This window comes from Aliiroseovarius sp. S1123, from assembly GCF_023015885.1.
Classification (GTDB): Bacteria; Pseudomonadota; Alphaproteobacteria; order Rhodobacterales; family Rhodobacteraceae; genus Aliiroseovarius.
The window spans coordinates 1-22,346 of sequence record NZ_JALKBE010000011.1 but is presented as its reverse complement, the minus strand read 5'-3'; the positions used below and the strand labels follow the sequence as shown (position 1 = coordinate 22,346).

Annotated in this window: 36 protein-coding genes; 29 read left to right on the top strand and 7 right to left on the bottom strand. The window is 56.0% G+C overall.

All coding sequences use genetic code 11. The features are described 5' to 3' along the window. Positions 1 to 273: 273 nt before the first annotated feature. From MWU53_RS15610 to MWU53_RS15575, 8 genes are all read left to right on the top strand, one after another. A complete protein-coding gene (locus MWU53_RS15610) occupies positions 274 to 873 on the top strand; it encodes a hypothetical protein (RefSeq protein ID WP_247094588.1) in 600 nt (199 codons plus the stop codon). A 327-nt stretch (positions 874 to 1,200) separates the two neighbouring features. After that, positions 1,201 to 1,407 carry a cold-shock protein gene (locus MWU53_RS15605; RefSeq protein ID WP_108857567.1) on the top strand — a complete coding sequence of 69 codons (207 nt, stop codon included), beginning with the start codon at positions 1,201 to 1,203 and terminating at the stop codon, positions 1,405 to 1,407. Between the two features lie 241 nt (positions 1,408 to 1,648). Continuing rightward, on the top strand, positions 1,649 to 1,957 hold the full coding sequence (gene rpsJ / locus MWU53_RS15600) for a 30S ribosomal protein S10 (RefSeq protein ID WP_163040947.1): 309 nt from the start codon (positions 1,649 to 1,651) through the stop codon (positions 1,955 to 1,957). A 14-nt stretch (positions 1,958 to 1,971) separates the two neighbouring features. Then, the gene (rplC, locus tag MWU53_RS15595) at positions 1,972 to 2,697 is read left to right on the top strand and encodes a 50S ribosomal protein L3 (RefSeq protein ID WP_247094586.1); all 726 of its coding nucleotides are present in this window, start codon (positions 1,972 to 1,974) and stop codon (positions 2,695 to 2,697) included. Then, positions 2,694 to 3,311: a 50S ribosomal protein L4 gene (gene rplD, locus MWU53_RS15590; RefSeq protein ID WP_247094584.1), complete on the top strand. Its 618-nt coding sequence runs from the start codon at positions 2,694 to 2,696 to the stop codon at positions 3,309 to 3,311. Before rplC ends, rplD begins: the two co-directional genes overlap by 4 nt. Further along, positions 3,308 to 3,604 carry a 50S ribosomal protein L23 gene (locus tag MWU53_RS15585; RefSeq protein WP_133484960.1) on the top strand — a complete coding sequence of 99 codons (297 nt, stop codon included), beginning with the start codon at positions 3,308 to 3,310 and terminating at the stop codon, positions 3,602 to 3,604. The genes rplD and MWU53_RS15585 overlap by 4 nt, the downstream gene beginning before the upstream one ends. Positions 3,605 to 3,739: 135 nt before the next feature. Continuing rightward, positions 3,740 to 4,723, top strand: a complete 984-nt coding sequence (locus MWU53_RS15580) for a glycosyltransferase family 2 protein (RefSeq protein ID WP_247094582.1) — start codon at positions 3,740 to 3,742, stop codon at positions 4,721 to 4,723. Positions 4,724 to 4,817: 94 nt separating this feature from the next. Continuing rightward, positions 4,818 to 5,528, top strand: coding sequence for a L,D-transpeptidase (locus MWU53_RS15575; protein WP_247094580.1), 711 nt, complete (start codon positions 4,818 to 4,820; stop codon positions 5,526 to 5,528). Between the two features lie 64 nt (positions 5,529 to 5,592). On the opposite strand, the gene MWU53_RS15570 is transcribed toward MWU53_RS15575, so the two are convergent. Further along, positions 5,593 to 5,871: a hypothetical protein gene (locus MWU53_RS15570; protein WP_247094578.1), complete on the bottom strand. Its 279-nt coding sequence runs from the start codon at positions 5,869 to 5,871 to the stop codon at positions 5,593 to 5,595. Positions 5,872 to 5,971: 100 nt separating this feature from the next. After that, entirely contained in the window at positions 5,972 to 6,787 is an 816-nt protein-coding gene (locus MWU53_RS15565; RefSeq protein WP_247094577.1) for a DUF2189 domain-containing protein, read from the bottom strand. Positions 6,788 to 7,135: 348 nt separating this feature from the next. Here MWU53_RS15565 and rplB point away from each other — a divergent pair, with 348 nt between their 5' ends. From rplB to MWU53_RS15535, 6 genes are all read left to right on the top strand, one after another. Beyond that, positions 7,136 to 7,978 (top strand): 50S ribosomal protein L2, encoded by an 843-nt coding sequence (gene rplB / locus MWU53_RS15560; protein ID WP_247094575.1) that lies wholly within the window; start codon positions 7,136 to 7,138, stop codon positions 7,976 to 7,978. A gap of 3 nt (positions 7,979 to 7,981) precedes the next feature. Beyond that, positions 7,982 to 8,260, top strand: a complete 279-nt coding sequence (gene rpsS, locus MWU53_RS15555) for a 30S ribosomal protein S19 (protein WP_108857556.1) — start codon at positions 7,982 to 7,984, stop codon at positions 8,258 to 8,260. Between the two features lie 3 nt (positions 8,261 to 8,263). Continuing rightward, positions 8,264 to 8,644 (top strand): 50S ribosomal protein L22, encoded by a 381-nt coding sequence (rplV, locus tag MWU53_RS15550; protein WP_108857555.1) that lies wholly within the window; start codon positions 8,264 to 8,266, stop codon positions 8,642 to 8,644. Next, on the top strand, positions 8,644 to 9,351 hold the full coding sequence (rpsC, locus tag MWU53_RS15545; protein ID WP_247094574.1) for a 30S ribosomal protein S3: 708 nt from the start codon (positions 8,644 to 8,646) through the stop codon (positions 9,349 to 9,351). Before rplV ends, rpsC begins: the two co-directional genes overlap by 1 nt. A gap of 13 nt (positions 9,352 to 9,364) precedes the next feature. Next, the gene (gene rplP / locus MWU53_RS15540; RefSeq protein WP_108857553.1) at positions 9,365 to 9,778 is read left to right on the top strand and encodes a 50S ribosomal protein L16; all 414 of its coding nucleotides are present in this window, start codon (positions 9,365 to 9,367) and stop codon (positions 9,776 to 9,778) included. A 293-nt stretch (positions 9,779 to 10,071) separates the two neighbouring features. Next, positions 10,072 to 10,416: a RidA family protein gene (locus tag MWU53_RS15535; protein WP_247094573.1), complete on the top strand. Its 345-nt coding sequence runs from the start codon at positions 10,072 to 10,074 to the stop codon at positions 10,414 to 10,416. 104 nt (positions 10,417 to 10,520) lie between these two features. On the opposite strand, the gene MWU53_RS15530 is transcribed toward MWU53_RS15535, so the two are convergent. The 4 genes from MWU53_RS15530 to MWU53_RS15515 form a co-directional block, all read right to left on the bottom strand. Then, the gene (locus MWU53_RS15530; protein WP_247094572.1) at positions 10,521 to 11,102 is read right to left on the bottom strand and encodes a hemerythrin domain-containing protein; all 582 of its coding nucleotides are present in this window, start codon (positions 11,100 to 11,102) and stop codon (positions 10,521 to 10,523) included. Between the two features lie 65 nt (positions 11,103 to 11,167). After that, positions 11,168 to 11,506 (bottom strand): excinuclease ABC subunit A, encoded by a 339-nt coding sequence (locus MWU53_RS15525; RefSeq protein WP_247094570.1) that lies wholly within the window; start codon positions 11,504 to 11,506, stop codon positions 11,168 to 11,170. Positions 11,507 to 11,682: 176 nt separating this feature from the next. Then, the gene (locus MWU53_RS15520; RefSeq protein ID WP_247094569.1) at positions 11,683 to 12,306 is read right to left on the bottom strand and encodes a TIGR02466 family protein; all 624 of its coding nucleotides are present in this window, start codon (positions 12,304 to 12,306) and stop codon (positions 11,683 to 11,685) included. Positions 12,307 to 12,371: 65 nt separating this feature from the next. After that, positions 12,372 to 12,965: a hypothetical protein gene (locus MWU53_RS15515; protein ID WP_247094567.1), complete on the bottom strand. Its 594-nt coding sequence runs from the start codon at positions 12,963 to 12,965 to the stop codon at positions 12,372 to 12,374. Between the two features lie 305 nt (positions 12,966 to 13,270). Here MWU53_RS15515 and rpmC point away from each other — a divergent pair, with 305 nt between their 5' ends. The 15 genes from rpmC to MWU53_RS15440 all read left to right on the top strand — a co-directional run bounded on the left by rpmC (position 13,271) and on the right by MWU53_RS15440 (position 21,792). Further along, positions 13,271 to 13,471 (top strand): 50S ribosomal protein L29, encoded by a 201-nt coding sequence (gene rpmC / locus MWU53_RS15510; RefSeq protein ID WP_108857547.1) that lies wholly within the window; start codon positions 13,271 to 13,273, stop codon positions 13,469 to 13,471. Between the two features lie 14 nt (positions 13,472 to 13,485). After that, a complete protein-coding gene (gene rpsQ / locus MWU53_RS15505; RefSeq protein ID WP_133484946.1) occupies positions 13,486 to 13,716 on the top strand; it encodes a 30S ribosomal protein S17 in 231 nt (76 codons plus the stop codon). Between the two features lie 88 nt (positions 13,717 to 13,804). Next, positions 13,805 to 14,173, top strand: a complete 369-nt coding sequence (gene rplN / locus MWU53_RS15500; protein WP_007118848.1) for a 50S ribosomal protein L14 — start codon at positions 13,805 to 13,807, stop codon at positions 14,171 to 14,173. A gap of 1 nt (position 14,174) precedes the next feature. Then, entirely contained in the window at positions 14,175 to 14,480 is a 306-nt protein-coding gene (gene rplX / locus MWU53_RS15495; RefSeq protein ID WP_163040974.1) for a 50S ribosomal protein L24, read from the top strand. Then, on the top strand, positions 14,480 to 15,043 hold the full coding sequence (gene rplE, locus MWU53_RS15490; RefSeq protein WP_247094565.1) for a 50S ribosomal protein L5: 564 nt from the start codon (positions 14,480 to 14,482) through the stop codon (positions 15,041 to 15,043). Before rplX ends, rplE begins: the two co-directional genes overlap by 1 nt. A gap of 19 nt (positions 15,044 to 15,062) precedes the next feature. Then, positions 15,063 to 15,368 (top strand): 30S ribosomal protein S14, encoded by a 306-nt coding sequence (gene rpsN, locus MWU53_RS15485; protein WP_247094563.1) that lies wholly within the window; start codon positions 15,063 to 15,065, stop codon positions 15,366 to 15,368. A gap of 12 nt (positions 15,369 to 15,380) precedes the next feature. Beyond that, positions 15,381 to 15,773: a 30S ribosomal protein S8 gene (gene rpsH, locus MWU53_RS15480; RefSeq protein WP_133484942.1), complete on the top strand. Its 393-nt coding sequence runs from the start codon at positions 15,381 to 15,383 to the stop codon at positions 15,771 to 15,773. 10 nt (positions 15,774 to 15,783) lie between these two features. Further along, on the top strand, positions 15,784 to 16,317 hold the full coding sequence (rplF, locus tag MWU53_RS15475; RefSeq protein ID WP_247094561.1) for a 50S ribosomal protein L6: 534 nt from the start codon (positions 15,784 to 15,786) through the stop codon (positions 16,315 to 16,317). A 12-nt stretch (positions 16,318 to 16,329) separates the two neighbouring features. Further along, positions 16,330 to 16,689 carry a 50S ribosomal protein L18 gene (gene rplR / locus MWU53_RS15470; RefSeq protein WP_247094560.1) on the top strand — a complete coding sequence of 120 codons (360 nt, stop codon included), beginning with the start codon at positions 16,330 to 16,332 and terminating at the stop codon, positions 16,687 to 16,689. A 129-nt stretch (positions 16,690 to 16,818) separates the two neighbouring features. Beyond that, positions 16,819 to 17,382 (top strand): 30S ribosomal protein S5, encoded by a 564-nt coding sequence (rpsE, locus tag MWU53_RS15465; protein ID WP_247094559.1) that lies wholly within the window; start codon positions 16,819 to 16,821, stop codon positions 17,380 to 17,382. Positions 17,383 to 17,395: 13 nt separating this feature from the next. After that, positions 17,396 to 17,584, top strand: coding sequence for a 50S ribosomal protein L30 (gene rpmD / locus MWU53_RS15460; protein ID WP_133484938.1), 189 nt, complete (start codon positions 17,396 to 17,398; stop codon positions 17,582 to 17,584). A 111-nt stretch (positions 17,585 to 17,695) separates the two neighbouring features. Beyond that, positions 17,696 to 18,400 carry a hypothetical protein gene (locus MWU53_RS15455; protein ID WP_247094558.1) on the top strand — a complete coding sequence of 235 codons (705 nt, stop codon included), beginning with the start codon at positions 17,696 to 17,698 and terminating at the stop codon, positions 18,398 to 18,400. 158 nt (positions 18,401 to 18,558) lie between these two features. Next, a complete protein-coding gene (locus MWU53_RS15450; RefSeq protein WP_247094557.1) occupies positions 18,559 to 18,705 on the top strand; it encodes a hypothetical protein in 147 nt (48 codons plus the stop codon). Between the two features lie 201 nt (positions 18,706 to 18,906). Then, the gene (locus MWU53_RS15445) at positions 18,907 to 19,920 is read left to right on the top strand and encodes a glycosyltransferase family 2 protein (protein ID WP_247094556.1); all 1,014 of its coding nucleotides are present in this window, start codon (positions 18,907 to 18,909) and stop codon (positions 19,918 to 19,920) included. 30 nt (positions 19,921 to 19,950) lie between these two features. Then, positions 19,951 to 21,792 (top strand): GtrA family protein, encoded by a 1,842-nt coding sequence (locus MWU53_RS15440; protein ID WP_247094554.1) that lies wholly within the window; start codon positions 19,951 to 19,953, stop codon positions 21,790 to 21,792. A 279-nt stretch (positions 21,793 to 22,071) separates the two neighbouring features. Here MWU53_RS15440 and MWU53_RS15435 read toward each other — a convergent pair. Beyond that, positions 22,072 to 22,346 (bottom strand): hypothetical protein (locus MWU53_RS15435; protein ID WP_247094552.1); only part of this gene is annotated, 275 nt, incomplete at its 5' end.

The window sequence follows — 22,346 nt, the reverse complement described above, 5'->3', positions numbered from 1 at the left end:
GTTCTTGGGGCGATCAGTGAATTGGTGATAGCGCCAAATCACCGAGCGCCAAATCCACAGAAGATAAGAAAGGGCGTCCCACGGGGCGCCCTTTTTGCGTGGGTTCTAACGGAAGGGCGACACGGACCGAGGTGGGTGTTTTTCGGCACCAGCACCAACCCCATCTAAAAGGTGGGGATGGTTTTAGTTTGTTGGTTGCCCCCTAGGTTGGTTAAAACTCTAAAAGTGTAGGGAATTCGGCGATTAAATATGCTGATTGAAAAAGAGGGATTCATGATGGGATTTAAGTCAAAGGTTATCGCGGCAGCAATTGGAGTTTCCTGTGCGACAAGTGCAGCTCAGGCTGAAGGCTATTTTGGTATTGCGTTGGATGGTGGCAAGGCCACGTCTTCGACCGGCTATTCGACCGGCTATTCGCATGACAAGTTCATGCCGGGTATTGCGGTCGTTCTGGGGAACCGTATCAACAATGGTAATTTCTTCTACGGCTACGAAGCCAGTGCATCGCTGACGCTGAATGGTGCCTTTGAAGAATGCGACGGTTTCAACCCGGCGCCGGTATTGTGTAAACAGACCTCTAACCTGCGTTTGATGGGTGTCGTTGGTCAGCAAGTGGGCGACTATGACATTTATGGCAAACTGGGCTACGGCGCAGTGTTCGGAGATTTCGCAGTTTCTCTGGGCAGTGTCGCCAGTGGGCACGTCAAAGGCCTTACGGTCGGTGTGGGCGCAAGCCGTCAGTTGAGCGACACGACCAAGCTGTTTGGTGAGGTTCTGTATGACGCCTATCGCAACAGCAGCGGTCAACCCGGTGGATATAGCAGCGACTACACCAACGTGAACCTGCGACTGGGTGTTATGCGCTCGTTCTGATCCTGCGGGATCGGATGAGTAGAGTGCAATGCCTGAAGACTTGTTTTGCAACCCGCCGCATTGGCGGGTTGTTCTTTTTGAGGTTGCTAGAGATTCTTGTGACCGACGCGGGCCGGATTGGCTCAGGATCTATAAGTTTCCGCGCAAAACGCCCTATTTCAAAGATACCTATTGCAATTTCCTCTCCAGCCCCCCATGTGACGGGTGCTAACGTTTTTCTTTTTCGACCAACTGTCTCCTACTATGGCGCTCAGTCTTTCGATCCAGACCGACCTCGCCAGGCCGCTGCACTTCCGCGAGCGGCAAATCAAATAGGAGACTACGGATATGGCCAATGGCACCGTAAAATGGTTCAACTCTACTAAAGGCTTCGGCTTCATCGCACCGGAAACTGGCGGCAAAGACGTGTTTGTACACATCTCGGCTGTTGAGCGTTCGGGCCTGACCGGCCTGGCTGACGACCAGAAAGTAACATTCGACGTTGAAGCAGGCCGTGACGGTCGCGAGTCGGCTGTGAACATCGAACTGGCATAAGCCTTTTCGAATACAGTTTTGAAACGCGGCTCTTATCTGAGGGCCGCGTTTTGCATTCCAAGGTGAATGTAGGTTTACCCCTTGCCACACCCCCAAATCCCCTCTATTACGCGCGAGTTCGCTGGGGAAAGCGGCTGTGGCGGGATTCGGTCCCGCTTTTCGTTTTCCTTGGGTTCGACGAGGGCAGTTGGAATGAGCCAGCTGTCGTCCTATCAACTCTCTGCCTGAAAGGGCGAATGCTATGACAAGTCAAAACATTCGTATCCGTCTGAAGGCGTTTGACTATCGTGTGCTGGATGCCTCCACACAGGAAATCGTCAACACCGCCAAACGCACGGGTGCACAGGTACGCGGTCCCATTCCGCTGCCGAACAAGATTGAGAAGTTCACGGTTCTTCGTGGTCCTCACATCGACAAGAAATCCCGCGACCAGTTCGAGATCCGCACGCACAAGCGTCTGCTCGACATCGTCGACCCGACCCCGCAGACCGTGGACGCGCTGATGAAGCTCGATCTGGCTGCTGGCGTTGACGTCCAGATCTCGGTCTAAGGAGGGTATCACAGATGCGCTCTGGTATTATCGCGAAAAAAGTGGGCATGACCCGCTTGTTCATGGAAGACGGCAAGCAGATCCCTGTGACCGTTCTTCAACTGGAAAACCTGCAGGTTGTTGCCAACCGCACCGACGAGACCGACGGTTACACCGCCGTTCAGCTGGGTGCTGGCGATGCAAAAGCCAAACGCACCACGAAGCCGATGCGCGGCTACTTCGCCAAAGCTGGCGTTGCCCCGAAGCGCAAACTGGTCGAGTTCCGCGTTCCTGCTGAAAACCTGATTGCCGTTGGCGAAGAGATCTCGGCCGAGCACTATGTTGCTGGTCAGAAGGTCGACGTTGCTGGTACTTCGATTGGTAAAGGCTTTGCCGGTGCCATGAAGCGTCACAACTTCGGCGGTCTGCGCGCGACACACGGTGTTTCGATCAGCCACCGTTCGCACGGTTCGACTGGTCAGTGTCAGGATCCCGGTAAGGTTTTCAAAGGCAAGAAAATGGCCGGCCACATGGGTTCGGTTCGTGTGACCACTCAAAACCTGGAAGTCGTGAAGACCGATGCCGATCGTGGCCTGGTGTTCATCAAGGGCGCTGTCCCCGGCTCGAAAGGTGGCTGGGTCACCGTTAAGGATGCCGTGAAAAAGAAGCTGCCCGAGAACGTACCGTTCCCGGCTGCTCTGAAATCGGCTGCAACCGAAGCACCGGCTGAAGAAGCCCCTGCGGAAGGTGGTGAAGCATGAAACTTGATGTAATCAAACTTGACGGCGGCAAAGCCGGTTCGGTTGATCTGGACGAGGCCCTGTTCGGCCTTGAGCCGCGCGCAGACATTCTGCACCGCGTGGTCCGCTGGCAGCGTAACAACGCGCAGGCCGGTACCCACAAGGTAAAGACGCGTTCGGAAACCTCCTATTCGACCAAGAAGATCTATCGCCAGAAGGGCACCGGCGGCGCACGCCACGGTGACCGTAACGCACCGATCTTCCGTAAAGGTGGTATCTACAAAGGTCCGACCCCGCGTTCGCACGGCCACGACCTGACCAAAAAATTCCGCAAGCTGGGTCTGAAGCACGCCCTGTCCGCCAAGCTGAAAGCTGGTGAACTGGTTGTGATCGAAGATGCCGCATCGGAAGGTAAAACCGCCGCCCTGGCCAAACAGGTCAAAGACCTGGGCTGGAAACGTGCTCTGGTCATCGACGGTGCCGAGGTAAACGAGAACTTTGCACGCGCTGCAAAGAACATCGAAGGCCTGGACATCCTGCCGACCATGGGCGCCAACGTCTATGACATCCTGAAGCGTGACACCCTGGTGATCACCAAAGCAGGTGTCGAAGCTCTGGAGGCTCGCCTGAAATGACCGATAAAGCTGCACTCTATGACGTGATCCGCAAGCCGATCATCACCGAAAAAGCCACCATGGCTTCGGAGAACGGCGCCGTGGTTTTCGAAGTCGCCATCGACTCGAACAAGCCGCAGATCAAAGAAGCTGTTGAAACCCTGTTTGGCGTGAAGGTGAAAGCCGTCAACACGACCATCACCAAGGGTAAAGTCAAGCGCTTCCGCGGTCAGATCGGTAAGCGTAAAGACGTCAAAAAAGCCTATGTGACCCTGGAAGAGGGCAACACGATCGACGTGACCACCGGTCTGTGATCGTCGGCTTGACCCGATAAAGAAAGCCCCTGCCGCAAGGTGGGGGCTTTTTTGTTTCTGGGTCCGGTCAGATTTGGGTAGATGTTCACACCAGAACAAGAGATTTCGAAACTACGCCAAGCAGGATTTCCTAATATGTTCACCGTTGATTTCCGGGATGAAATCGCCAAGGAGGATAATATCGACAGTTTTTCGGTCACGCTTTGCGCGCGCGAAAGTCTGTCGGTCTTGCAGAGCTTTGTCGATCACTACCAACTTGCCGGAGCTGAACAGATTTTTCTGTATATCGATGACGAGAAAGACGTCTCGGATGCGGTGGCCGCCGCGCTGGCGCCTTACGCTTTTGTAACGGTGCAGGGGTGCGATGAGGCTTTCTGGAAAGAGGCGTATCCGGATGAGAGGGTGCCGTCACTTCCTCAAAAACAACAGGTGCTTTACAGCCGCGCAATCGGGCTGAATACCTCGGACTGGCTGTTCTTCTGTGACGCGGACGAATTTATCGTAGGAGATCGCCCGATTGGGAAGGCGTTGGCGCAGGTTTCCGATGATATCCTCGGGGTGCGGTTGATGAACTCTGAGGCGGTCTGGGGGCCGGGTGATGACATCGGGCAGCCCTATGGCTGTTCTTACGAGCGTCTCAGTTTCGGCGTAAGCAGGCAGGTGAAGAGCCGAAAGAAGAGGTTCCTGCGCGCGGTCTTCGCGATGCTGGTCTACGGCCGTGATTGGCGCGAGATGATCAAGGGCATTGCAGGCCACAGCATGGGCAAACACTTCTTGCGCCGCGGGGTCCATCCCGAAAGGATGAATAGCCACTTTTCATTCATTGCAGGGACGCGCATTCCATATTTGCCGCAAGACATCCGGATGCAGCATAACTGGCGCGTGGTGCATTTTGATGCGATCAGCTTTGGACGCTGGCAAGAGAAATGGCAGGGTCGCCTTTCGGGAAGTACCAACACGGGTCGGATCGGAGCGTCACGTGTTGCACAGCTGGATGCGACACGGCGGGCATTTCAGAACGGCAAGCCGCAACGCTTGTTTCGCCGCTTCTATGTTTTGAACCGCTGGCAACAGTTTGTCCTGATGCGTTTTGGTCTTCTAAAACGGCTTCACAACTAATCTCACACACACGCGCTTTTGACTCGTTTTACCCGAAACCCTAGGTAGTGTGGGACTGTTCGACGAGTGATTCATTCTGATACGAGGACTACTAATGCTAACCCGCCGCCATTTCGTCATTACGACGGCTACGATGTTTTCTGGCCCAATCGCCTCGCCCTTGCTGGCGCAAGAGACTGCTACATCAGAGGTCACGACCGAGGCTGCTGCAGCCGTTGAGCCGGTCAAAGTGAAGCGCCGCCCGGTGTCCAACTCGGCGATGTGGAACAGCTATGACGCGCGCGTGACGCCTGCGAATTACGACCCCATGACCTCGAACCCGTGGGGGTTGAAGCCGCGCTTGCTGCCGCGCATCGTGCACGCGAACGACGGATTGAAGCCGGGCGATATCCACGTGGATGCGGTGGCGCGGTACCTTTATCACATCCGCGATGACGGCACGGCGATGCGTTATGGCGTCGCGATTGGTCGCAGCGGTTTGTACGAGCCCGGTGTCTATACCGTTGGCCGCAAGACCAAATGGCCGACCTGGACGCCGACAAAGGACATGATCGAGCGCGAGCCGCACAAGTATAAGAAATACGAAGACGGCATGGACGGAGGTCCGTCGAATCCGCTCGGTTCACGTGCACTGTACCTGTACGAAGGGCGCCGCGACACCTATCTGCGCATCCACGGCTCGCCGCAGCCGCGGTCCATCGGATCGCGTGCCAGCTCTGGCTGCGTGCGGATGGTCATGGCGCATATCATCGGGCTGTATGAGCAGGTCGAAACCGGCGTGACCGCACACCTGTACCCGGCCTGATCCGAACCCCATAAACGACAACGGGTGGCCCCATCTGGCCGCCCGTTTCTGTTTTAGGTTGGGGTTACGCCTCTTGCTTGATGCAGATCGCGCGACCTTGCTTGGTGCGTAGCGGAATATAGGTCGTCTCGACCGGGCCAACGTGCCGGTACATCAGGCAGCCATCGCGGGCATCCACGCGAAGATCGCTGGTATCTTGCCCCGGCGCCACGGTCTCGGCCACTTCGGGCGGCAGCGTCACACGTTTCTTCAGGTTCGGATCCACGTTCACCACACCCGAGGGCGCTACACAGCCCGCCAGCCCAAACGCGGCGACGCCTGCCAAAATCACTAGGTTCTTCATTACGCTCTTCCAAAAGTTTAGTTGGCGAGAGGATGGGGGATTTTGAGGGCGAAGGGAAGGGGCCTCGTTTGCGTTATGGGGCGGGGGAATGGGGGAGCGTTTAAGATCCCGTCCCCACCGGTGTCACCGCCCGCTGATACAGATGCCATGTCGTGTGGCCAAGGATGGGTAGCGTAAAGATCAGGCCAAAGAACGCGGACGCCAGAGACAGCAGGATGGTGATCGAGATGATGGCCGCCCATGTCAGCAAGGTCACCGGGTTTTCGGTGACGACGCGGACCGAGGTCAGCATGGCGGTGACGAAATCAACCTCGCGGTCTAGCAGCAAGGGCATGGCGACCACGGTGACCGAGAAGAGGACCGCCGACAGGATCGCACCTGCGCCGGTGCCGATGGCAAGGAAGGTCCAGCCCTCGGGGGTGAAGAACACGGCGGTTAGGAATCCATCCAAGCTGGAAAACGAGGCGTCTTGCAGGATGATCGCGAGCCACAGCCGGATCTGGTACATCCACACCCAGAAGACGAAGAGGGTGACGAAGGCCATCCAGCCCATCTCGCGTTTGCTTTGACGGGCCATGACGGTCAGGATGTCCGACCAGCCAAAGCTTTCGCCTTTCTGCAACCGGCGCGACATTTCATAAAGCCCGGCGGCGGCGAAGGGCGCGACCAGTGGAAAGCCGACCATGGCGGGGATGATCATCCAGATATAGCCCAGCCAGACCAGACACCAGACAAACAGAATGCCGAAGACCGCGTAGAACAGGCCGAAAAAGCCGCTCATGATCGGGCGGGCCAGAAAGTCCGAGAAGCCAGCTTTCAGAGATGCCGAGATATCCGCAGCGGTCACGATGTTGACCTCGATCTCGGCCTGCGGATGCGGGCTTGGTGGTGTGGTGTCTGTGGCCTTGGATGTCATAGCGCAGTCCTCCCTTGCAGGGCTCCGCGCGACCGCCTGTTGGTAGGTCCGGCTGCGAAACGGAACCCCCTCGTATGTATACATGTTTGCATAGCCCACGGTTTCGGGGCAAGAGAGGGCCAAAGCCGCGCCGAAGGACCGCGCGCAGAGCCTTACGATAAAGGGTGATCGGTGCGAAATGAATCCGCCTTGGCCCTTGCCACATCCCCCCAACCCTGATAGATCGCGCAAGTCGTGTGGCCTCGGATTCGTTCCGGGGCCCATGATATTTTGAACTTGGGGACCTTCGGGGCCCTATAACATCCGGGCAAACCATTTGCCCGCACATGCAAACGGAAGACAGTAAACATGGCACTTAAGTCGTACAAACCGACGACGCCGGGCCAGCGTGGGCTGGTTCTGATCGACCGTTCGGAGCTGTGGAAAGGACGTCCTGTTAAAGCCCTTACCGAGGGTTTGACAAAGTCGGGCGGCCGGAACAACACCGGACGGATCACGTCGCGCCGCCGAGGTGGTGGTGCGAAGCGTCTCTATCGTATCGTTGACTTCAAACGTAACAAGTTTGACGTCGCAGCCACGGTTGAACGGATCGAATATGACCCCAACCGCACCGCTTTCATCGCACTGATCAAGTACGAAGATGGCGAGCAGGCTTACATCCTGGCACCGCAGCGTCTGGCTGTTGGTGACACCATCATCGCTTCGGCCAAAGCCGACGTGAAGCCGGGCAACGCTATGCCGTTCTCGGGCATGCCGATCGGTACCATCATCCACAACATCGAACTGAAACCGGGCAAGGGCGGCCAGATCGCTCGTGCAGCTGGTACTTACGCTCAGTTCGTTGGTCGTGACGGTGGCTACGCTCAGATCCGCCTGTCGTCGGGCGAACTGCGCATGGTACGTCAGGAATGCATGGCCACCGTTGGTGCCGTGTCGAACCCCGACAACTCGAACCAGAACTTCGGTAAAGCCGGTCGTATGCGCCACAAAGGCATCCGCCCGTCGGTCCGTGGTGTTGTTATGAACCCGGTCGATCACCCGCACGGTGGTGGTGAGGGTCGTACCTCTGGTGGTCGTCACCCGGTTACTCCGTGGGGTAAGCCGACCAAAGGTGCACGTACCCGCAACAAGAACAAGGCGTCGTCGAAGCTGATCATCCGCTCGCGTCACGCCAAGAAGAAGGGCCGCTAAGATATGGCACGTTCTGTATGGAAAGGCCCTTTTGTTGACGCTTACGTCCTCAAAAAGGCTGAAAAGACCCGCGAGTCGGGTAAAAACGAGGTCATCAAGATCTGGTCGCGTCGTTCGACCATTCTGCCCCAGTTCGTGGGCCTGACCTTTGGCGTCTATAACGGCCAGAAGCACGTTCCTGTGCTGGTGACCGAAGACATGATCGGCCAGAAATTCGGTGAATACTCGCCGACCCGTACCTACTACGGTCACGCAGCCGACAAAAAAGCGAAGAGGAAATAAGCCATGGGTAAGGATAAAAATCCCCGCCGCGTGGCCGAGAACGAAGCAATGGCGAAAACCCGCATGCTTCGTACGTCCCCGCAGAAACTGAACCTGGTCGCGCAAATGATCCGTGGCAAGAAAGTTGATCGTGCACTGACCGATCTGACTTTCTCGAACAAGCGGATCGCTCAGGACGTGAAGAAATGCCTTCAGTCCGCGATTGCGAACGCCGAAAACAACCACAACCTGGACATCGATGAACTGATCGTTGCCGAGGCCTATGTGGGTAAAAACCTGACCATGAAACGCGGTCGTCCGCGCGCCCGTGGTCGTTTCGGCAAGATCATGAAGCCGTTCTCGGAGCTCACCATCAAGGTGCGTCAAATTGAGGAGCAAGCCTAATGGGTCATAAGGTAAATCCGATCGGCATGCGTCTTCAGGTCAACCGCACCTGGGATAGCCGCTGGTACGCAGACACGAAAGATTACGGTGATCTTCTTCTGGAAGACCTGAAAATTCGTGACTTCATCAAGACCGAATGCAAGCAGGCTGGTATCAGCCGTGTGATCATCGAACGTCCGCACAAAAAGTGCCGCGTTACGATCCACACTGCTCGTCCCGGTGTGATCATTGGCAAGAAAGGCGCAGACATCGAAACCCTGCGCAAGAAAATCGCCAACATCACCGCTTCGGAACTGCACCTGAACATCGTCGAAGTTCGTAAGCCCGAACTGGACGCTGCCTTGGTCGCAGAATCGATCGCTCAGCAGCTTGAGCGCCGTGTGTCCTTCCGTCGTGCCATGAAGCGCGGCGTGCAGAACGCAATGCGTATGGGTGCCCTGGGCATTCGTATCAACGTTGCTGGCCGTCTTGGCGGTGCTGAAATCGCGCGTACCGAATGGTACCGCGAAGGTCGTGTGCCGCTGCACACCCTGCGCGCTGACATCGACTATGCACATGCAGAAGCTATGACGCCTTACGGCATCATCGGTATCAAAACCTGGATCTTCAAAGGCGAAATCATGGAGCACGATCCTGCTGCTCGTGATCGTCGTCAAGCTGAGCTCCAGGAAGGTCCCGCGCCCCGTGGCGCCGGCGGCCGTCGCTAAGGAGATATGAGATATGCTTCAGCCTAAGCGTACAAAATTCCGCAAGATGCACAAAGGCCGGATCAAAGGTGAGGCCAAAGGTGGCTCTGACCTGAACTTCGGTTCCTACGGTCTGAAAGCTCTCGAGCCTGAGCGTGTAACTGCACGTCAGATCGAAGCTGCCCGTCGTGCCATGACGCGTCACATGAAGCGTCAGGGTCGTGTATGGATCCGCATCTTCCCGGACACCCCGGTAACCGCCAAGCCCATCGAAGTTCGTATGGGTAAAGGTAAAGGTTCCGTGGACCGTTGGACCTGCAAAGTTAAGCCGGGCCGCGTTATGTTCGAGATCGACGGCGTCAACGACGACGTAGCTCGTGAAGCTCTGCGCCTTGCTGCCATGAAACTGCCGATCAAATCGCGCGTTGTGGTCCGTGAGGACTGGTAAGTTTCGCTAACGCGAAATTGCTAGTGAAATGACTAAAAAACCCCGCCGAGAGATCGGCGGGGTTTTGTTTGTTTTTCGTAGTGGGTTGTTGGGCAATGCATTTAGATACGGCTGGTGAACGAGCGGAGGATGTTTGGTGCTGCCGGGTCGTATCAACACTTGCTCGGACAGAACTTCCCCCGCGGAATGTTGCATTGGGGCTTTTTGCCTACCCCCTTATTTCCTGATTGAATTTTACCCCAAAACCGCTGATTGCAGGAGTGAACACATGCATGCGAACGGAAGGACAGGGCATGATTGAACGTATTGAAACTGGGGTGCGTTCCTCGAAAATCGTGAAGTACAAGGGCATCGCCTATATCACCGGCCAAGTGGGCGAGGGCGAGACCATTCAAGAGCAGACCGCAGAATGCCTGCGCCGTCTGGATGACTTGCTGGAAAAAGCTGGATCGTCGCGCGAACACATGCTGCGCGCCACCATTTGGCTGGCGGATATGAGCGATTTTGCGGGGCTGAACGAGGTTTGGAACGCGTGGGTTCCCGAAGGGCACGCGCCCGCACGTGCCTGTGGCGAAGCCAAGCTGGCAAGGCCCGAGTTGAAGGTCGAAATCATCGTAGACGCGGCTTACGAAGAGTAATCACACAGTCTGTGTGATCTAAATGTAGGGCAGCCGGCATCCGCTGGCTGCCCTTTCTTTGCGGTGCAGTTCACGCCCCGATTAACTGGCGCTGAGGGGGAGGGCTAAACACCTACCTTGAACACCCCAATCGCCTCTTCCAACTGGGTCTCTTCATAGCCGAAATGCGATTGGACCACGGTTTCCAGCTGACGGAATACCGCGCGGGCGTCGTCGAAGTTTGTTTGATCCACCTCGAACATCAGCGCCATCGCGGCGCGTTCTAGACGGACCAGCAGCTCGTGCACGACTTTGTGCTCTTCCATCAGTCGGTCGATGACCGCGCGCAGGGCGTCGTTGCCTTTCCCGGTCAGTTGCGGGAACAAGCTGTATTCCTCGGCGTCGTGGTGAAAGGTCAGCACCTTGCATTCCCGCCCACACAGCGATCCGAACTGGCGGACGTTCTGGGCAAACTCGGCCGAGGTCACGGCCTCTGACAGATCCTTGCCCGAGGCCTCGCCCGCCTCGATCCGATCCAGCACGATGCCGATCCGGCCCACATCGTTCAGATGCATCCGGTGGATTGCCGCCAACCGTCGCCCCATGCGCCGATCCACGTCCGTCGCGTCGGGCAGGGCGGGCATGGTTGGGCGGGTGCCGTAGTCGACGGTTAGGTCGGCAAGGGGTGTGTCGTGAAGTGTGCTCATAATGTCCTCGGTCGCGGAGCAGTGCAGAGCAGATAAGTACCGCGCCGAGGATTGCAACGCGCGGCTTAGCGCAGCAGCTCGTCCATCAGGCCGATGATCTCGAGGATCTGGAACGTGGTGGGGTCTGCGCGATAGATCATCTCGCCCACGCGGTAATAGCTGTACTGCGGATCCAGACGATAGCGGTCGTAATCCGTGATCGGGCGATAATCATAATCATGTACGTAGTCGCCCTCTTTCGGTTTTGCCAATCCCGGCGGGACGCAGGGTGGGTTTTTCTTGGCCAGTCCCGGCGGGCAGCCACCGTTCCCGACGCCGTTGCCTTTCCCATTCCCGGCGAAAGAGGCGCCCGCCATCAGGGGCAGAAGCGATAGGATCAGGGCGGCTTTAAGCGGTGCTTTCATGGTCATTCTCATTATGCAAAGTGTGTCGCGTGTTGAGCATGAGGGTAGATACGCTGCCAGTGTTATCCAATATCATCGGGATCTGGCGCGGGGATTTGCCGATCTTGGCGCGATAAAAGCAAAACCGCGCCGAGTGGGCGCGGTTTGGTGTTGTGCGATGGGAGTGGCGCAGGCCGTCACTCACCCCATTTGTAGTTGAAACTGACCGACAAGCGTTCTTCTTCACCGGTGTTCTGCATCACCTCGTGACGCAGCCAGCTTTCCCACAACAGCACGTCACCCTCGGCGGGACGTTTGGTGATGAAGCTCTGCAGCTCTTCCCGCGCGTTCTTGCGGCGGGGCGGGGCGGCCATCATGCGGGCGTGGCGCGGGTCTTCATAACGCAGCGCGCCGGCGCCTTCTGGCAGGGCCAGATAGGTGGTGCCGGAGATAACCGAATGTGGGTGGATATGCGCCGAGTGATAGCCACCGGGCGGCAGGATGTTGATCCAGATATCTTCGAGCACCAACTCGCGGTCGTCCAGATTGAACTCCAGATCCTCGGCAAAGGCGGCGACGTGTTTGTTCAGGCTGTCGACCAGATCCTTGAAGATCGGGAAGCGCCAGGGCAGGTCGGTCAGGGACGCATACGAGGTGTAGCCGGGATAGCCCTCGGCCTCGCACCATTCCTGCCCCGCCTCGTCATCCTCAGCGATGGAATAGCAGCTGTCATAAAGCTCGTCTTGGCTGACCTTGGGGGTAAACTCGGACAGTTGAGCGTGGTAAAGGCGGGTCACGAAGAGGGAAGAGATATTGGCCATGGGGCAGGGATAGCGGATTCGGAGAGGGAGGGCGAGGGGGCAACTATCAGGTTCGACATACAGTCTTATGCCGAAGTTGGTCGGCCCTTAAGTCGGCCCAGAATTTTCATCAGCCAATTATACATTCGAGAGTGCGGCTTGCTTGCATTAAGTATCATCTTCTCAACGAGGCGGGCTTCTCTTTTTGTGAACTGCGCTTCCTCGTTGTTTGGCGTGTTAGTAATCTTGTCCTTCAGGCGTCGAACTCGTCGCGCGAGGAGCCATCCAAAAACGATGATAAAGCCAAGGATCGCAACACCCAAGACGACCGGTACCCAGACAGGGGTCGCGGGTAAGATACCCCAGCGCATAAGTAGGCCTGTTAAACCAGTCGCCCCTAAAGTGGTTCCGAACCAACCAGCTGTACCAACGAGTGCAATTCCAGCTCCCACTGCCGTCGAATAGGCTAGTGAAAAGGTGCTGACAACAAGTGTGGCGGCGCCAGCGGTGTATACAACAGCTGTTCCTGTCAGAAACGAGGCCAATGCAGCTGTACTGATATAGGTTCCCGCAACATAGCTGCCGGTCGAGCTTAGAACGATTAATCCTCCGGATGAGTGTGCCACAAGCTGCCCGCCTCCTGTTAAGGCGGTGACTACGGGAATAAGAGGGAAAGCCATCTTCCAATAACCTTTTCTATATCTGTATATGCAATCTTACTGAGCTAATGATGTTTAGTAACTTGGTGTCTAAAGATCGAGTGAAGAATTTCATTCTAGTTTATCGTCTGGTGTATGAAGCTTCATAATAAAACATCTAGCCGCTTCATCTTTCCCTTGCCCCCACCCCCTAATCCCCCTATAGACGCACATCGCGCGGATTCCCGGCAACGGGATTCGTGTGTATTGCATATAACCCACCAGACATAGGGTGACCTTCCGCTAAGACGGGAAGAGCTCTCTGGTGCAAGGAAAGGAAAAGGCGAATGAACGCCAAGGAACTGCGTGATCAGTCTCCTGACCAGCTGCGCGAAAAGCTGGCAGAGCTGAAAAAGGAAAGCTTCAACCTGCGTTTTCAGCAGGCCACCGGCGCCCTCGAAAACACTTCTCAGATGCGTAAAGTACGCCGCGACGCTGCGCGCGTGAAAACCATCCTGAGCGAACAAGCCAAAGCTGCGGCTGAGTAAGAGGAGCTGAGAGTATGCCCAAACGTATCCTGAATGGCGTTGTTACCAGCGCCGCAAACGAGCAAACCGTGACTGTTTCGGTTGAACGCCGCTTCAAGCACCCGCTGCTTCAGAAAACCGTTCGTAAGTCGAAGAAATATCGCGCTCACGACGAAAAGAATGCCTACAAGGCTGGCGACAAGGTCCGCATCATCGAATGTGCACCGAAGTCGAAAACGAAACGTTGGGAAGTTCTGGAAGGCTAAGCTCTGCTTACCTTCCCGGACGACTTAACAAGTCGAAACCCTGGGGGTTCCGCCATGCATCGGCGCCCCAAAGGTCGGGAGAAACCACATGATCCAGATGCAAACCAATCTGGATGTAGCTGACAACAGCGGCGCTCGCCGTGTTCAGTGCATCAAGGTTCTGGGTGGTTCCAAGCGTAAATACGCATCCGTTGGCGACATCATTGTTGTCTCGGTTAAGGAAGCCATCCCGCGCGGTCGCGTAAAGAAAGGTGACGTCCGTAAGGCCGTCGTCGTTCGCACCGCCAAAGAGGTCCGTCGTGACGACGGTACCGCAATCCGTTTTGACCGCAACGCTGCTGTCATCCTGAACAACAACAACGAGCCCGTGGGCACCCGTATCTTCGGACCGGTTGTTCGCGAACTGCGCGCGAAGAACTTCATGAAGATCATCTCGCTGGCTCCGGAGGTGCTGTAAGATGGCTGCTAAGTTGAGAAAAGGCGACAAGGTTGTCGTTCTGGCCGGCAAAGACAAAGGTAAACAGGGCGAGATTTCGTCGGTTGACCCGAAAGCTGGCAAAGCCATCGTTGATGGTGTGAACATCGCAATCCGCCACACCCGTCAGAGCCAGAACGCACAAGGTGGCCGCATCCCGCAAGCGATGCCGATCCAGCTGTCGAATCTGGCCCTTCTGGACAAGAACGGCAAAGCTACGCGCGTTGGCTTCCGCGAGGAAGACGGCAAGAAAGTGCGTTTCGCCAAAACCACCGGGGAGACTGTCTGATGCTGGATACCGCAAACTACACCCCCCGTCTGAAGGCCGCTTACAAGGACAGCATCCGCGCTGCCCTGAAAGAGGAATTCGGCTACAAGAACGACATGCAGATCCCGCGTCTGGACAAAATCGTTCTGAACATTGGTTGTGGCGCTGAAGCTGTTCGCGACTCGAAAAAAGCCAAGTCGGCAATCGAAGATCTGACCAAAATCGCTGGCCAGCAGGCCGTTGGTACGAAAGCGCGCAAATCGCACGCTCCGTTCCGTCTGCGTGAAGGTATGATCATCGGTGCAAAGGTGACCCTGCGCGGCGACCGGATGTATGAATTCCTGGACCGCCTGATCACCATCGCGATGCCCCGTATCCGCGACTTCCGCGGCGTATCGGGTACCTCGTTTGACGGTCGTGGCAACTATGCCACCGGCCTGAAAGAGCACATCGTGTTCCCGGAAATCGACTTCGACAAAGTTGACGAGAACTGGGGCATGGACATCGTGATTGCCACCACCGCTGAAACCGACGCGGAAGCAAAGAGCCTGTTGAAGCACTTCAACATGCCCTTCAACAGCTGATCCGCGGGAAGGAAAAGACATGGCTAAAAAAGCAATGATCGAACGCGAGAAGAAGCGCGAAAAGCTGGTGGCAAAATACGCTGCCAAGCGTGCTGCGCTGAAAGAGATCGCAAACGACGAAAGCAAGTCGATGGAAGAGCGTTTCAAAGCGCGCCTGAAGCTTGCAAAACTGCCGCGCAACTCGTCGGCCACCCGCTTGCACAACCGCTGCCAGCTGACCGGTCGTCCTCACGCTTACTATCGTAAGCTGAAAGTTTCGCGTATCGCGCTGCGGGAACTTGGCTCTGCTGGCCAGATCCCCGGCATGGTGAAATCGAGCTGGTAAGGGAGAGAAGATATGAACGATCCTATCGGCGATATGCTCACCCGTATCCGCAACGCTCACATGCGTGGCAAGTCGACCGTTTCGACCCCTGCGTCGAAACTGCGCGGCTGGGTTCTGGATGTACTGGCTGACGAAGGCTACATCCGCGGCTACGAAAAAGGCACTGACGAGCGTGGCCACGCCACCCTCGAAATCAGCCTGAAATACTATGACGGTGCGCCCGTTATCCGCGAATTGAAGCGGGTTTCGAAGCCGGGCCGTCGCGTCTACATGGGTTCGAAAGACATCCCGCAGGTCCGTCAGGGTCTGGGTGTGTCGATCGTTTCGACCCCGAAAGGCGTCATGTCCGATGCAAACGCTCGCAACCAGAATGTTGGTGGCGAAGTGCTTTGCACCGTCTTCTAAGGAGGTCTCTATGTCTCGTATTGGTAAACGACCGGTCGAGCTGCCCTCTGGCGTAACTGCCAGCCTGTCGGGTCAGACCATTGAAGTGAAAGGCCCGAAAGGCGCCCGCACCTTCACCGCCACGGATGATGTGACCATCACCGTTGAAGACAATGCTGTATCGGTTGAACCGCGCGGCAAGTCGAAGCGTGCACGTCAGCAGTGGGGCATGAGCCGCACTATGGTTGCCAACATGGTAACCGGCGTAACCGAAGGCTTCAAAAAAGAGCTGGAAATCAACGGTGTTGGTTATCGTGCTCAGATGCAGGGCAACACCCTGAAGCTGAACCTTGGTTACTCGCACGACGTTGACTACGTCGCTCCGGAGGGCGTCACCGTGACCGCTCCGAAGCCGACCGAAATCATCGTTGAAGGCATCGACCAACAACTCGTCGGCCAAGCCGCGGCCAACATCCGCGAATGGCGTAAGCCCGAGCCCTACAAAGGCAAAGGCATCAAATACAAAGACGAGTATATCTTCCGCAAGGAAGGTAAGAAGAAGTAAAGGACCAGACAGATGGCAAACAGCAAACGGACCCTGTTCCTCAAGCGCCGCCTGCGCGTCCGGAACAAACTTCGCAAGCACAATGTCGGCAAGCTGCGCCTTTCGGTGCACCGCTCGTCGAAAAACATCAGTGTTCAGATCATCGACGACGTTCAAGGGACCACCCTTGCTTCGGCTTCGACGCTGGAAAAAGCACTGGGTGTTGTGGGCAAGAACAACGTAGAAGCCGCTTCCAAAGTGGGCGCTGCGATTGCCGAGCGCGCGAAAAAAGCTGGAATCGAAGAATGCTACTTCGATCGTGGCGGCTTCCTGTTCCACGGCAAAGTGAAGGCCTTGGCCGACGCTGCCCGTGAAGGTGGCCTGAAGTTCTAAGAACTTTGAGAGGGGCAGTGGTGATCCGCTGCCCCTCCGATGATCCGGGGACACGCGTTGAATATTCGGGGCGCGTTCACTGGGATCGAGTTAAACGGCGCAAGACGCCGCCTATGAAAGGATGTTCTCATGGCAGAACGTGAAAACCGCCGGAACCGTCGCGAACGCGAGGAAGCTCCGGAATTTGCAGATCGCCTAGTTGCGATCAACCGCGTGTCGAAAACCACCAAGGGTGGTAAAAACTTCGGCTTCGCAGCTCTGGTAGTTGTTGGCGACCAGAAAGGCCGCGTCGGCTTTGGTAAAGGTAAAGCGAAAGAGGTTCCTGAAGCCATTCGCAAAGCCACCGAGCAAGCCAAGCGCCAAATGATCCGCGTACCTCTGAAAGAGGGCCGCACCCTGCACCACGACGCCGAAGGTCGTCACGGCGCCGGTAAAGTGATCATGCGTACCGCACCTGAAGGTACCGGAATCATCGCCGGTGGTCCGATGCGTGCCGTGTTTGAGATGCTGGGCATCAAGGACGTTGTGTCGAAGTCGATCGGCTCGCAGAACCCCTATAACATGATCCGCGCCACCATCGACGGTCTGAAGAAAGAAGCCAGCCCCCGCCAGGTCGCTCAGCGTCGCGGCAAAAAGGTTGCTGACATTCTGGGTGCTAAGTCGGACGCTCCGGCTGAAGCCGCAGACGCGTAAGGAGATCTGACCAATGGCTAAAACCATCGTTGTAAAGCAGGTCGGCTCGCCGATCCGTCGCCCCCAAGACCAGCGCGCTACGCTGATCGGTCTGGGCCTGAACAAGATGCACAAAACCCGCGAGCTGGAAGACACCCCGGCCGTGCGCGGCATGATCGCCAAGATCCCGCATATGGTTGAGATCATCGAGGAGAAGGGCTGAGCCTCGGCTTAGACTTTCTTTTGAAGACAAAGAGCACCCCGGTCAGAAATGGCCGGGGTGTTTTTCGTTTTAGGGGGTCTATGATACAATCAAGCAAAGGTATTTGCCGATATGTCCAATATTTTGAAAGACTATTTTGAAGATCTACAAGAGTTCGCGCCGCGCTTTGTTGTAATGGCGTCGGGACGAAAGGTGCCTATATATCAGCTTTGGCTAGCGGATGGCGGATCCGCGGCGCGCTACGTTATCTATGCGTTTGGCATCTATGCTTTGATGCTCACCGCTATAGGTGGATTTGACCTTGAGGCGATCAAGTTGCCAGTGCTAGCGATGAGTTTTTTCGCGTTCGCAACGGTTGCATTCTGGGTTGCAACGACCGTCGCGAGCGCTCGGCTGTTTGGGCTAAAGCCTGGCGGCCGGTTCGCATTTGCGTTGAGCTGTTACTGTAGTGGAACGTCCTATGTTCTTACTGGCCTATTGCCGCTGTATTTCTGGGGATATCAGATCGTGCTGGATAACGTCCCACATCACGAAGGTGAGCGCTTTGACTTTAACTGGCTTCTATACATGTTCGACTACTTCTACATAGCGTTGCAACTCTTGGTCTTCGTTTGGTTCCTGTGGATCACCTATGTCGCCTATTATTTAATTGTCAGGTTCTATCGCCCCAAACATCCCATTCTATTTGTCGGAGTCCATTTCGTAATCGGGACCATTATGTTGATCCCGATGAGCGTAGTTGCTAGGCTGACATTTGGGGCGCTGGGAATGACAATCGACGATTTTATCTGGGCCTTTCGCACGGGCGTTTTTTGATATTATTGTGAAGTCCATCTTAGGCTGGCTAATACTATTGCGGTGAGACAACCCATGCATCCCCTGCAACCCGGGCTTTCCGATTCAGCGGTGGTTGTTTGGCCTGACCCCTCCTATCACGGCGGCAACTTTATATACCCCTGTTAAGGACCGCCAAGATGAACGCTCTGATCGCTCCCGTGACCCCGCTGGCTTCTGCCATTGCTGACCTTTTCGTTGCTGCGCAGACTGCAGTTCGTCGGTTCATGAATTCGGAATGCACCCCGACCTGGACCGAGTTCATGAAGGACTGCAACAAAAGCTAAGCGCTTTAGACATTCTCCCGGACAAACCCTCGGTGGCATCTGCCCCCGGGGGTTTTTCTTTGCGGGTTTGGCTTGGATCACACGCGCCTAAGAAATCCGTCATAATGCCTCAATTTAAACATGAACAATGCGCCTGGAACGCGTAGACTGTTCGCGAACCAATGTTCGAAAAGTTCTTTTGAAGCAGTTGAGGCAGGTTTTATGGGGGTAGACACAAGCAGCCCCGAGATCGACATTCCGCTGGCCCCACCTTTGGCGCGCCAGACGATCACGCTGATCATTCCAGTTTATAACGAGATGGACAGCATCCAACCGTTTCTGGAGTGCTGCGATTCGGCACTGGCCGAGCTTCGTGACAGCTGCGATTTCGAGTTCCTGTTCGTCAATGACGGCAGCGCGGATCGAACGGAAGCGATCATCACGCAGGCCCGTGAGAAGGACGCACGGATCTCGCTTGTGAATCTTTCACGCAATTTCGGAAAAGAGGCCGCGTTGTCCGCCGGTTTGACCCACGCCGCGGGTGATGCGGTGATTCCGATGGATGTGGATCTTCAGGACCCGCCCGAAGTGATCCCCCAGATGATCGCCGCCTGGCGCCAAGGTGCGAAAGTTGTAAATGCGCATCGCGCGACGCGGGACGAGGATACCTGGCTGAAACGCACCAGCGCGGGGATGTTCTATCGGCTGTTCAATCTTGTGGCCGAGTACCCGATTCCCATTGGTGTCGGCGATTTTCGTCTACTGGATCGCGACGTGGTGCAGGCGATCAACGCGCTGGGTGAACGGTCGCGATTCAACAAGGCCATCTTCAGCTGGGTCGGGTTTGAAACGGTCGAAGTCAGCTATGAACGCCCGGCGCGTTTGGCGGGCGAGACGCAGTGGTCTTACTGGAAGCTGTGGAAGTTGGCGCTGGATGGAATCTTTGCCGCCTCGACCATGCCCCTGCGGGTCTGGACCTATGTTGGTCTGTCAATGGCGCTGATGTCGTTCCTTTACTCGGCCTTCCTGTTTGTGCGCACGCTAATCTTTGGCGTCGACACGCCGGGCTATGCCTCGACCGCGATTTTGATTCTGACCTTCGGTGGAATGAACCTGTTCGCGCTGGGAATCATCGGGGAGTATGTTGGCCGCATCTATACCGAGGTCCGCCAGCGCCCGCTTTATATCGTGCGCTCGTATCTTCACGGTGATGAGGAGGCCAGCGATGATGCGTGACCTTGGCCGCGCGGAAGAGGGCCACCTTATATGGTGATGCAACTGGTTCGGTTTGCCGGGGTCGGCGTGCTTGCCACGCTTGTTCATATCTGCACGGCGCTGGTCGCGTATGAGCTGCTGTCTTTTGCGAGCCTCTGGGCCAACTTTGCGGGTTTCGCTGTTGCTGTCTTCGTCTCGTATTTCGGTCACGCGCGCATCACCTTCAAAACAGAGGCGGATCACGGACAGCAGTTTCCGCGGTTTCTGTTCGTGGCTCTGGTCGGATTGGCCACAAGCAGCTCGGTCGTTTGGCTAAACAGCGATCGCTTGGGGCATAGCTTTGGTCTGTCGATGCTATTGGTTGCAATAGCGGTGCCTCTGGTGTCCTTTTTTGCGATGAAGTTTTTCGTATTCGCGCAGCACAAACGCCGTTTGGATCTGGACTGGGGTGCAATTCTGATCGTCTCTGCGTTTGTTGTGGCGTTCCTGAGTTTTTATTGGTCCCGCCTGCACCACCACGACGTCGCTTGGTATCTGGTGGCCACGCGCAAGATGCTGGATGGGGCGGTTCTGTATCGCGATATCATCGAGATTAATCCCCCGTTGAATTTCTACCTGACCATTCCTGCGGTGCTTTTGGCGGATATGTTGAACCTGTCCTTGATCAATGGGCAGTACGTCTTTGTGGCGTTAATGACTGCGGTCAGCCTGATCTGGTCCAACCACATCCTTCGCAATGACAAGGCGTTGCCGCAAAACCTTCGCTACATCTTCATCGCCCTTGCCGCATTCGCGATTACGGTGTCCGCGATAAATAACATCGCGCAGCGCGAACATATTCTGGTGATCTTCCTTTTGCCGTGGCTGGTCGGGCATTTGTCGCCTGCCCGAAGAACTCGTCCTATTCTGCGTGCTGTGATTGCGGCTATCGCGGTGTGCTTGAAGCCCTATTTTCTGATCTTTCCATTCCTGATGCTGTGCCAGGACATTTGGCGGAACCGTTCCCTTCGTCCGATCTTTTGGCCCGAGTATCTTGCCATGCTCGCGGTGCTGATTGCGTTTGTCGCCTTCGTTGCGCTGGTTCACCCGCTGTACTTTTCTGAGATCGTGCCAACGGCGCGTGCCGTCTATGGTGTCTTCGGCACCGATTTCAGCAATGTGGTGGCGGTTATTCGTTACCCGCTTCTTCTTTCGGCGGTGGTCGTTGTGACGAATGCCCTGCGCCCTGCGCCGGGAAGTGGCGTTTTCATCCTGGCCATGATTGCCGGGTTGATTAGCTATCTCGCTCAGGCGAAGGGCTTCCTATATCATCTGGTTCCTTTGATCAGTTTCCAGCTGTTGTTTGGGGTGTGGGTTGCTTTATCCAGCCGAGTCCGAAGGTCGGCGCGTCTTCTGGCAGTGGCCACATCCTTAATCGTCGTGTTCGTTCTCTTTGCGTTTTCTGTATACAAAAACGCATATCGGGACGAGGTCATCGCCGTTGCGAAAGAACTGGGCGTTACGCGGTCGATCATGACGGGATCGACTGAACTGGATGCCGGGCCTCCGGCGGCGCTTGCACTGGGCGTGGAATGGACGAGTCGCTATCCCCATACGTGGATATATCCGGGTGCATTGGAACGCCGCCGTCAGACAAATTGCGTCGAGGCGCCTCAGCTTTGCGCCGAGATCGACGCGATCATGGAGCGTGACCGGTCGCGTATGATGGATGATTTACTGAAATATCGTCCCGAGCTTATCGTTTCATCACGGGTGACAAGTCTGAAAGTCGAAAACCCGCTTGCGTGGTACGACTTCATGAGCGCCGATTCCCGTTTCAAGACATTCATGCAGGGCTATGAACTCGTGAAACGCACGGACTGGTTCGATTACCATCATATACGTGACCAGTAAGAGATCGGTCGCGAGGTAATCGCAGCCAATTTCCCATCGCGGAACCGTGAATCGGGATTTCTAGAGGCAGATAAGTGAATCACTCGGTGTGCGACTCGCCGATTCACCGGACGAGTCGCGCGATTCCAATCTGATTCAGCGTTTTCACATGCCGAGTCTTGCGAAAAATCGGGATTAATCCCTGCTTCGCCCCTGTTTGCCCCTGCGATTCCGGTTCTGAGTGTGTTCCTGGCTGGCCATTTCGGGGATGAGTGAAAGAAAGTTGGTGTTGGAAAGCCCTTATTTATAAGGCTCTTCGGAGAAAATTCGCTCAATATGACATTTTTCTGAAAAAAGCGCTTGCGGCTGTCGGTCAGTAACCTTAGAACCCACTTCACCGGCGGCGCTGAGGCGCACAACGGGACGCCAGACGGCGCGGACGACGGGGTCGAGAGACACAGGAAGAAGCAAAGTTTGGTTATAATACAGAGGCTTATCGGCGGGACGCGCTAAAGGAAACGGCGGCGTATCTGGTTGGTTTTTGTCTCTGGGTTCTGGTTTTACTAGGATCCACG